General features: G+C 43.2%; 9 protein-coding genes. All 9 read right to left on the reverse strand.

Going from position 1 to position 6,099, the window contains the following annotated elements:
- Positions 1-31: 31 nt before the first annotated feature.
- Positions 32-976, reverse strand: a complete 945-nt coding sequence (gene jag / locus ACLOR3_RS02145) for an RNA-binding cell elongation regulator Jag/EloR (RefSeq protein ID WP_125329242.1) — start codon at positions 974-976, stop codon at positions 32-34.
- 15 nt (positions 977-991) lie between these two features.
- Positions 992-1,807: a YidC/Oxa1 family membrane protein insertase gene (locus tag ACLOR3_RS02150; protein WP_048715693.1), complete on the reverse strand. Its 816-nt coding sequence runs from the start codon at positions 1,805-1,807 to the stop codon at positions 992-994.
- A 4-nt stretch (positions 1,808-1,811) separates the two neighbouring features.
- On the reverse strand, positions 1,812-2,153 hold the full coding sequence (rnpA, locus tag ACLOR3_RS02155) for a ribonuclease P protein component (protein ID WP_048690882.1): 342 nt from the start codon (positions 2,151-2,153) through the stop codon (positions 1,812-1,814).
- A gap of 106 nt (positions 2,154-2,259) precedes the next feature.
- Positions 2,260-2,955: a CPBP family intramembrane glutamic endopeptidase gene (locus tag ACLOR3_RS02160; RefSeq protein WP_411400106.1), complete on the reverse strand. Its 696-nt coding sequence runs from the start codon at positions 2,953-2,955 to the stop codon at positions 2,260-2,262.
- Positions 2,956-3,065: 110 nt separating this feature from the next.
- Positions 3,066-3,983, reverse strand: coding sequence for a TDT family transporter (locus ACLOR3_RS02165; RefSeq protein WP_411400107.1), 918 nt, complete (start codon positions 3,981-3,983; stop codon positions 3,066-3,068).
- A gap of 142 nt (positions 3,984-4,125) precedes the next feature.
- Positions 4,126-4,674 carry a carboxymuconolactone decarboxylase family protein gene (locus ACLOR3_RS02170; RefSeq protein ID WP_411400108.1) on the reverse strand — a complete coding sequence of 183 codons (549 nt, stop codon included), beginning with the start codon at positions 4,672-4,674 and terminating at the stop codon, positions 4,126-4,128.
- A 186-nt stretch (positions 4,675-4,860) separates the two neighbouring features.
- Complete coding sequence (gene asp5, locus ACLOR3_RS02175; protein ID WP_411400109.1) at positions 4,861-5,085, reverse strand: accessory Sec system protein Asp5; 225 nt, start codon at positions 5,083-5,085, stop codon at positions 4,861-4,863.
- Position 5,086: 1 nt separating this feature from the next.
- Positions 5,087-5,275 carry an accessory Sec system protein Asp4 gene (gene asp4, locus ACLOR3_RS02180; RefSeq protein WP_129269909.1) on the reverse strand — a complete coding sequence of 63 codons (189 nt, stop codon included), beginning with the start codon at positions 5,273-5,275 and terminating at the stop codon, positions 5,087-5,089.
- On the reverse strand, positions 5,268-6,099 hold an 832-nt coding region (locus ACLOR3_RS02185), incomplete at its 5' end, for a glycosyltransferase family protein (RefSeq protein WP_497867270.1). The genes ACLOR3_RS02185 and asp4, both read right to left, overlap by 8 nt.

A 6,099-nucleotide genomic window follows, 5' to 3' on the forward strand; every position in this document is an offset into this window, starting at 1 on the left:
CCTTTTGAAATTTTCCTTTTTAGACGGCAGATTAACCTTCAATATCGACGACAACGTAACGATTTGGTTCTTCTCCTTCAGAATAGCTGGTGACTCCATCCATTTTCGATACGATGCGGTGGATAATCTTGCGTTCGCTATTAGACATTGGGTCTGTATGTTGCGCTCGACCTTCTTCTAAAGCACGACTTGCCAATTTTTGCGCATAGCTTTGAAGGACTTCTGCACGGTGTTCAACATAATCATTAACGTTGATCGCAATGTAGAAATTCTTAGAATACTGATTGTAAAGGTAGTTCTGTGCCAACAATTGAAGGGCCTTGAGAACTTTCCCGTGGTAGCCAATGACACGACCTGGCTCATTGGTATCAATCTGCATATTGATAGTGCGACGGTTGTAGCTGCTTGAGATGCTAGCTTCGACATCCATTTCATCAATAACGGTTTGAACATAGGCAGTGACATCAGAGACAACCTTTTCAATGTCATAGCTTTCTTCTACTTCAATGCCCAAGCCAGCAAAATCAGACGTTTGGCGTGACTCAGCTTCGTTAAGACTTGAATCGAGAATCTCTCCATGACCCTGTTCTTCAAGAATGGTTTCAGGAGCCTTCTCATGTTTGAGAATCTCAGCCTTCACTTCTTCAGAAACTTCTTGGCCTTCTTCTTCAACTTTTTTAATCGCTGCTACCACGCGCCCCAAATCGACAGTCTCTTCACTGACACTCTTGACAGGTTCGTTTTGGGCATTAATCTCCTCAGGAACTCCCTTAACAGCTTGTTGATTGGCTTTTGTCACTGTAGTTTCTGCAATTGGTTCGATATCTACCACAGCTGGCTTCTTACCAAAGAGACCAAGGAACCCTTTCTTTTCACGAGAAACGACAGTAATATGTGCTTTCATGCGCGGGATATCTAATTCTTTCAAACCATTTTGAATGGCTTCTTCAACATTGACTCCTGTATATTGGACCATCTGTCAAACTCCTTCTTAGTTTTTCTTTTTCTGTGCTTTGTTAAATGCACGTCGTTTTTGTTTTTCTAGATCTTTGATTGCCTGTTGCTCTGCTTCACGCGCCGCAATAATCTTAAATGGATTGTTCAATAGGTAAGTTTGCCCAACTTGGTAAGCATTGGAAACTACCCAGTAGAGAGCAACCCCGCTGGCTGAGTACATAGCGAAGAAGAAAATCATCACGGGCATCGCATACATCATGGCTGTCATTCCACCATTTTTTTCTGGCATGGCTTTGTTGCTCAACCAGGTACTAAAGAAGGTGAAGACGGCTGCCAAAACTGGCAAAATAAAGGTTGGGTCTGTTGCGCTCATATCCAGCCAAAGAAAATGACCTACTTTTAGGAATTCAACCCGACTCAAGGCTTGGAACAAGGCCATCAAGACTGGCATTTGTACAAGTAATGGCAAGAAGGCAGAGGAAGTCTTGACACCTTTTTCTTTGTAGAGGGCCCGCATTTCTTCTGACATGCGAGTACGGCTTTCCAAATCCTTCCCAGGGTACTTGGCCTGGATTTCTTTTACAAGTGGCTGAATCTCCTGCATTTTGCGTGAGGAGGTCATTTGGTATTGGAAAACTGGTAAAAGAATGGTCCGAATCAAGAGAGTGAAGAGGATAATCCCGACTCCGATGTTTCCTCCGATAGAAAGGAAACGAATGACTTCTGCAAAGAAGTAAACGAATTTTTCCCAAACTCCTGATGATTGGGAAGTCACTTCAGACGTTCCACAGGCTGTTAATAAAAGGAGGGCCCCTCCGAGTAAGCTAGCTACTTTTAGTTTCTTTTTCACGTAATTACCTTTCCTGACGATAGACTTGCGCTAATTTTAATACATGGACTAGATTTTTTTCGACCTGATCAAAATCCAGTTCTTCAACTCCCTTTCGAGCAATCACAACAAAATCATCTGCTACAAGATGATCCTGGTGCTTCATTAAAACATGACGAATCAAGCGCTTGATTCGGTTGCGTGTCACAGCATTTCCTAGTTTTTTACTCACGGATAAGCCGACACGGAAATGGGGCTGCTCTTGTGGCAAACGGTAGATGACAAATTTTCTATTTGCACAATTCTTGCCGCTTTTAAAAATGGCATTGAAATCTTTTTCTCGCTTGACACGATAGCTTTTTCTCAAACTCCCACTCCCTCTTTTAAATTTATTCTATTATACCATAATTTCAAAAAAAACCAACGACCTTCTGGCCCTTGGTTTGAAGCCTCCTCCAGTGCCGTTAAAACGACTAGGAGAAGTGATGCTGGATGGTTGATAAGATGATGGGTAAGCTATAAATGAAGTTCAAGCCGATATGAGCAAGGATAGGATAATACAAGGAGTCCGTCTTTTCATTCAATAATCCAAAAATCAGGGCGGGGATGGTATAGATCAAAAAACTCAAAACAGTAAAGGGATGGTGAAGGAATTGAAGTCCACTATAGATAAGAGCTGGCGCCCATACACTCGCATAGAAGGGCCATTTTTTAAAATAGGCTTGGACAAGCGCTCCACGGAAGATCAATTCCACGGTCATCGGTCGGATGATGACCACTAGGATAAAAAGGATGAAAGATCCTAAGGCCTCCAAGGTCACCGGAAAAGAGTGATAAATAGCTAGACGTCCTTTGGTGAACCCACTGAGAAAATAGTCCAGCCAGTAGATGGCACAGCTGGAGAATATAGTTGCGTAGATAGCGGGAAGGAATTGTTTCTTCTTCGCCCACTGAAAGACCGTACGTGGACTATACTTCTTTACCAATGAAAAAACAAGCATCAAATAACCTGCCTCTAAAAAGAGAAGGGTCCAAAAATAGCTAAGAGCTTGGCCGACTTGGTTGCTGACTAGTTGGGCCAACTCGCGAAATTGTGGCCGAACTAAGATATAGAAGACCAGTAGTAAAAGTGGATAAAAGAGCTTGGCCTTTGTCTTTATAAATTTCATACATTCCTTTCGAGGGAGATTAAAAATGATTTATTGCATCTTACCATAATCATTCCTAGGATTCAATTAGAAAGCGAACCAAAAAAGGTCGAGACAACCGTCTCTGACCTCTAGTTTCTATTGGAATGCTCGTTCCCCCCTTTTCTGTAAGTCACAAAGCCTACAAGCACAGACACAAGAATGGCTAGACACAGAATGGTCTCTAACCAGACAAGGGGCCTTAACAGAGAACTGTGCAATAAACCTTGGGCCATTTTCAGAGAAGTAGCTGTGATGACCGTTGGGAAGGTTAAGGCTGAAAAGGCTGGTTGAAAGCCCTCTTTTATCATTCTGGGTAGGCGCGTTAAAACGAAGAAATAAAAAGCTTGAGAGAGTCCAACCATGATGGATAACAGCCAAACAGGTAGACTGGCTCCACCCACACGAACCAGGGCCGCTAACAGAAGAGAAAAGGGGGCACAATAGATACCTTCTTGCCCTAATAAGTGGCTCGGTAAAGGGGTGGTTTTCAACCCCTGATAGATCAATGGGTAAAGAACCAAGGTTAAGACAAAGCCAAAGCCAAGAGTCAGATAGGCCAGCTCAACCACTCCTACCACTGGGTAGGTCAAGGCAGCAACAGCAATCCCCACATAAAGAACGGTCCAACTAGGGGTGGCATTGGCTCTCGGTTTTGCCAATATATGGGTCTTGGTAAAGTAGAAGATCAAGCCACAATCTAAGAGGAAAGCAGTCCACCAAACTGCCTGGGCGAGTCCTCCAAATGTCGGAAAGAGTCGTAAGAGATAAGTCGATAAAATCATCCCAGCCATGGGGAAGGTCGCCATCCCAGATAGAAGGGCCGGTTCTTGTAGTTCAATCTTGGTTTCTGACCAGTAGATCAGATGGTGACATAAAAAGAAAACCCATAGGATCAAACCCGTCAAACTGAAGAAATGAGCCAGAACTGGGAAGGTATCAGACAGAAGGTTTCCAGCCCCTGCTAAACCTAACAGGCAGCCTGAAAATGCTAAAGGAATCTTTTTCATCTTGATCTCCAATCATTTTATCGCTTTCAGTATACCATAAAAGAGAAGGAAGCATATCAAAAAAAGAAGTAGGCATAAAAGCTACTTCTCATTTCCTTATTGTTAAGCTCAACTCCATCATGTCACGCACAAGCTTTTTTGGTTACGCGTAGGGTTGCAATTCTGGGTTGATGGGTGTGTTGGCTAGGTTATTGGCATAGTTACAGAGGCTAGCTAGACTCACACCTAGCACCACATCCAAAGCATTTTGGTGACTATAACCTGCTTCCAAAAATTCAGCTAAGGCTTCATCTCCAACGCGCCCCTTGGTATTGATCACTGCTAGGGTGAATTTAGCCAAGGTGTCCAATTTCGGATCAGTTTCGATTGGAGTACGATTGCGAAGGGCTTGAAGAAGGTCATCGTTCATTTGGATTTGCTTGATCGAAAACGCTGTATGACCTGCCACACAGAAGGCACAACCATTGGTCACAGCTGCAGTGATTTGGACCACTTCACGTTCAACTGGTGTCAAACTGTTGCGGCGGTTAATCGCACCGACTGTACGATAAGCTTCCAAAGCTGTCGGTGCATTTGCTAAAAGACCGATGAGATTCGGAATGTATCCGTTATTATCTTTTTGAACGGTTTCAAAAACCTCTTTTACCTCTTCCGGTGCTGTCTCAACTGTATGAATCTGGAATGTTGTCATAAATGTACCTCTTTTTTCTCTTGGTGACACTTAGTCTATCATAGAAATGGAAGCTTGAAAAATATATATTTCATATACCTTCCATAAAAAATAGTTATCACCAGGAAGAAAAGATTGAGACATGCCAATCCCACTTCTGCTCTCATTCAAAGCCGCTACTTCAAGAAAAAGGTCCTTCCTATCCTTCTAAACCCGTGCAAGGAGCAGATAGATAAACAAGGTTAAAAAGAAGAGAACACTAACGATCAGCGTTGCTAGTTTGATCCCTCGACGGGCTAGCCAATAGCTTGGCTTCCCTAGGTTACTGGTCGTATCTGTTGACAGCGATTGTTGTTGACGAGGTTGAAACATCACCAACAAGATTAGACTAATCGATAGAAGAAAAATCAGCACAACAAATAGCATTTCCATCTTAGCCTCCAAACACTCGGAAAAGGGTGAGCAACACCCCCAACAAGATAACGAGGCCGATGACGACATTTAAAGTCAGGTTGACGTTTTCTGAACGCGTTGCTTTTTCTTTTTCTGCGGATCGTCGCTTCAGCGCATTCATCCGTCCTTCTACCTCTTTATAAAACAAGTCCTTCTTCTGATCAGACATCTCTATCACCTATCCCTTCTTGGAATCTCGAACGAAACTCTTCCTGTTCGATCGCGTTAGATTGAGCAATTTGATTTGAAACTGCGTGTCGGTAGTTCTCTATTGATTGATAAACTTCTTTGATGCGTGCCACGAGTTCGTCTTTTCCTCCTTGCCTAAAGACATTTTCTTGAGCAAGATAAGGCGGGTCATGTAAGGTCTGTTCAAAGCCAAGGATCAGCTGTTGGTGCTCAAAGGCCTTACGAACAATTCCCTGTACCTCCCCAAAATGATTGATATCTAGATAGATACTGGACTGGTGAAGAAGCTCCTTGATCCGTTTCTGGCTAATATTCTGATACAAGACCAAATTGGGGTAGCGGACCAGAGACATGAGTTCCGGTGACATTTCTGTCACAGCAGCAATTCGGAAGGTCACATCCGGTAAGTGCTCTAGCAAATAAGGCAAGGCTTCAATCTGATCTGAATTTGTTAATACAAAAGCATCCTTGCGAATATCGTCTTTGACAGCAAAATCATAGATATAACCAAGAGGGGCAAAACAATCCTTTTGCTCTGGTGATACCAACTCTAGGGCACGGCGATAGGTCTCCCTTTGAGGGATGAAAATCTTCTTCGTCCGTATCTCTGGACTATTGAGGATCAGTTGCATATTGCCTGGCAGACTATCCTGTAATGGCTCTTGCCAAACCAAGACATCCCGGCCTACCAGTCCCATTTTGCCAAGTTGCAAACTTAAAGCAAAAGACTGAGCCAGCGTATTAAAGAGCACTTGATCTAGAGCAAATCCTCGGTATTGGACATAAAAGACGTAGAAAGCTAGT

This window comes from Streptococcus intestinihominis (assembly GCF_046824975.1).
In the GTDB taxonomy this organism is placed as follows: Bacteria; Bacillota; Bacilli; order Lactobacillales; family Streptococcaceae; genus Streptococcus.